This window comes from Microcoleus asticus IPMA8 (assembly GCF_013179805.1).
Taxonomy (GTDB): Bacteria; Cyanobacteriota; Cyanobacteriia; order Cyanobacteriales; family Microcoleaceae; genus Microcoleus; species Microcoleus asticus.
Window position 1 is genome coordinate 1 of the sequence record NZ_SRRZ01000245.1, and the last position, 3,746, is coordinate 3,746.

Consider the following 3,746-nt stretch of genomic DNA (forward strand, 5'->3'; position numbering starts at 1 on the left):
GACTTTGATTAAATTAAATCCAAACTACCAAAAGCTTCTAGAATACGGCTCTCTCAAAGCTTGACCGACCGAAAATCTGTCCGGACTGTTGCACGAGATAACGGGGTGAAATGAGCAACCGTATAGAAAGTTGCTCGCTTGGCTGAAACAACTGCTGGATAAGCTTTTCAGGTTTACTTCTCCAACGCTATTTCAGAGACTGATATCATGGCCGGTCGATTGACCATGATACGATCGACAGTTAATCAAGATCAAAACATTCTTTTGGGAGCGATCTTTTGACGATCGCGCTCTGGCGTTGAGTCGGTGCGGGTGGCCCAAGTAAAATTGATGTTGTCGTGGGCCTGAGTCTCAGGGAACTCAGGCAATCGAACTCGGGGTATAGCCGAGATACGATACTTTTGGCGAAACATTTCTTAATATTAGAGCAATCGTCAAGAGGTATCTGTTTGGTCATACATAAGTTATGCGATCTATAAACAGGCTCGAGCTATTCTACCTAAATCCACCCTCATCACACCAATTCCAGAACTCACCGTTCGGGTTGCCCAAGCAGCCTTCCCTTTAGGCAACAGCTTCATGCTAATGCGCGACGCTTTGGGTACTATCTTCACAGATCGCGATCGGGATTTTGCTGAACTTTTCCCCGACAGAAGTCAACCTGCCTTATCTCCGTGGCGACTAGCTCTGGTCACTATCATGCACTTTGTCGCAGGTCTGTCTGACCGTCAAGCCGCAGAAGCGGTGCGGAGTCGGATTGATTGGAAATATGCACTCTCTTTAGAATCGCTCTCCTGAACTTATGGTTATAAGTTTATCTAATCACAAAATCAAGCTAATACGCGATTCCTAAAATTATTAAAATTAGAAAAACCATACCCTTGCCGCATTATCAACTTAATCCGATTGTTGATTCCTTCCATGACTCCACTTGTGGTGCGCTCAAGAAAGTAGTTGCAAATACCCTCAAAATGATGCTTAATTGTTGATGCAGATTCTCTCAAAAATAATTGTGCATGATTTAGCCATTCTTTGATTTTGTTCTGCCATTTTTTGACCGTCAAATTACTCTCATATATTTCTCTAAATTTTTCTTTCATCTCATACGCAATTCTCAAACATTCGGATTTCCCTAGTGTCAATTCTAATTTATCCATCTGAAGAAGATTCAAATTTACTCGATTACATAATAATAAATATTTACTTTGCCTATCTGTTATTCCGGCTGCTCTACGTAACTTATTTAAGTCTTTATTAACTACTTTCATTACATGAAAACGATCGATAATAACTTTGGCATTTGGGAATACTTTTTTGATAACTTTAGGGAATCCTCCCCACATATCAACACTCACTTCCTCAACCAGCGAACCTCAATTGGTTGTTCCATAAGAACTTCAATGATTTCTTCACAGCGATGAGAATCAATCATCTCAATTAAATTACCTTCGGAGATGTCACTAACAACAGTCACCAAATTTCCTTGACCTTTTCGCATACTTATCTCATCGAGACAAATTCGTTTAACTCGTTTCCAATTCGGGTTTTTTTTATTGTGTTTGCCCGCTCAAATATTCGGCGTTGCTGAATCAGGGTATGAGACGAGAAAAAATGCGAGATTGGAGCCGAAAATGATTTCTTGGATTTTGATGGGGAATTGGAATATCTCCAAATTTTAGATAATGAATTAGTAATTTAATTGAATGTCCTAGCATTTGTGACGACTTAGAATAACAAAGAGTTTTTCTTTTTAGCCGAGCCAAGTAATGTCTGAGTCTTGTATTTTCACCCTCAACTCTTGTCATATAAGTTTTGCTAATAATTTGGTCTCCCTGCGGAACAAAAATTGGGTAAACTTTCCAGCCATCTGTCACATAAAAATAGCAGTTCCATTTACTAACAAGATCCCATAGTGGTTCAAAAGTTTTGGTGCTATGATCGCCTAAAACCCATCCTAAAATACCTGGCTTAAAATGGTCTACTGCCGTCGCTCGCCAGGTTTTGTTTTTTTTTTACTGACAAATGTTTGTAACTCATCTAATTCTCCCACTTCGGGATCTATTTCTGGAGCGTAACAATCTGGCAAGAGTTTTCCAGCTTCTTTTACCCAATTAATAATTGTAGTATGATGCACATTTTTGACTCTTTCAATGGCTCGAAAACCCATGCCATTAACATACATTTTTAGACATTCGCGTTTCACTTCTTCCGAGTATCCTTTGTGAGATTGATAATCATTTATAAATTGTCTTTTACATCTGACGCAAATATAATTCTGCTTGCCTTTTTTATGACCATTTTTATTGATATGAGTTGACTGACATTCCGGGCATTGCATAATATTCCTTTTAAATGTGTGTGATTTGTGACGCTCCGACGACCACTTCATCATACCCTAGTTCAGCAACGCCAAATATTCCTTTTATTTCGTCATAACTGGAGTTTAGACTAAAGAGTACGATCACCCTCAAGCAAAAGTGAGCTCGCCACAGCACAATCGAAGGGATGAGAGAACCAACAACAGGCAAAAAAATACCGGGTCAACTCTGCTTGAGTTGACCCGGATGGCGGAAGATAGGGAAGTCTCACCAACCCGATCGACCGCTATGAATAATGTTGTGACTATGGTTGCAAGAGTTTCGTCAAGCCATCTACAACAATCTACGTAAAGCGCAAGATGCTACCTTTGAGTTAAGGGATGCACTCGGGAGCATCCCGGTTTTGCAAAAGCCTCAAATGGCCAAGAGGTCGTTGAGGTAAGCACAACGAAGTTTTAGCATTTGATTGACATTTTTTTTCAACCATTGAGCGCCAGAAATTTTCAACCTTCTATCTATTTGTTTGACCGTCGATTCCACCGCTCCCGAGCCGATGGAACAAATCTTGTCTTCTGATAATTGCTCATAGTTAACAATTCGATAGCGATGTTTTTCTAGATACTTGCAAAAGTTCTGGGCGGTTTTTTTGCGACCCGACTTAAATAAATCTAGGGTGGGTTCGACCCGGCCTTGCCACAAAAATTCCTTGGCTTTGGCTAGACGTTTCAACGACCCTCCCACTTTATATAAATTTTCAATTAAATGATACCAATCTAAAATTTCGCGTCGGGTTTTACCAGGATTCAACTGGCTAATAATCTTCCATATTCCCTCATGTCCATCACCCAAACAAGTTAATATATCGGCTAAATGCTGATGGTTTATATACTTAATTAACGCTTCATTATCTTGATAAAAAGCCCCATAATAACTTTCATGTAACCGCACGGCTTTATAATCTTGCCAATGAGACCCTTCTGGCAACTTCCCTCTCAGACGGACTTTCCCTCCATCTATGCTTGTTTCTTTGACCTCAATTTTGGCATGAGGTTCTGACCATTCTTGTTTTTCTACCAATCGATGTAAACAAGTGTGTCCAATCTTTACTCCTGTCTGAACTTCCATTTCTTGGGCAGCATTTTCGTAGGAAAGATTAGCTATTTGACGGAGACAGCATTTTTCAAATAATGGAGATAATCGAGTAGATTTCTTGATATCTAATTTTTCGGCCTGTTTTTCAGTAATTATTAATTCACCAATACAGCTTTTTACTGTGCGGGGTCGTCCGGCTCTCCTGAGTTTATGGTGTAAAATAGATCAACCAATACAGTTATAGTGATGAGCTTTCATTTAGACTATCTATTAGACTTGCCTGGAGTCAAGGTTGAAACTTGCACTCAAATTGAAGGACAAATTTACTTTCGTTTG

Annotated in this window: 4 protein-coding genes and 1 pseudogene; 1 reads left to right on the forward strand and 4 read right to left on the reverse strand. The window is 39.6% G+C overall.

What is annotated here, in order from left to right:
- Positions 1 to 492: 492 nt before the first annotated feature.
- Positions 493 to 786 (forward strand): annotated as a pseudogene (locus E5S67_RS31370) (transposase); the annotation flags it as partial.
- A gap of 44 nt (positions 787 to 830) precedes the next feature.
- On the opposite strand, the gene E5S67_RS31375 reads toward E5S67_RS31370, so the two are convergent.
- The 4 genes from E5S67_RS31375 to E5S67_RS31385 form a co-directional block, all read right to left on the reverse strand.
- Complete coding sequence (locus tag E5S67_RS31375) at positions 831 to 1,355, reverse strand: transposase (RefSeq protein ID WP_216670838.1); 525 nt, start codon at positions 1,353 to 1,355, stop codon at positions 831 to 833.
- Positions 1,352 to 1,498: a hypothetical protein gene (locus E5S67_RS32910; RefSeq protein ID WP_216670839.1), complete on the reverse strand. Its 147-nt coding sequence runs from the start codon at positions 1,496 to 1,498 to the stop codon at positions 1,352 to 1,354. The genes E5S67_RS31375 and E5S67_RS32910 overlap by 4 nt, the downstream gene beginning before the upstream one ends.
- A gap of 91 nt (positions 1,499 to 1,589) precedes the next feature.
- A protein-coding gene (locus E5S67_RS31380; RefSeq protein WP_172193308.1) for an IS1 family transposase occupies positions 1,590 to 2,338 on the reverse strand; the annotation gives its coding sequence in 2 pieces (ribosomal slippage) (positions 1,590 to 1,999 and positions 1,999 to 2,338; 750 coding nt in all).
- A 394-nt stretch (positions 2,339 to 2,732) separates the two neighbouring features.
- Positions 2,733 to 3,632, reverse strand: a complete 900-nt coding sequence (locus E5S67_RS31385; protein ID WP_172193310.1) for an ISKra4 family transposase — start codon at positions 3,630 to 3,632, stop codon at positions 2,733 to 2,735.
- Positions 3,633 to 3,746 lie beyond the last annotated feature (114 nt).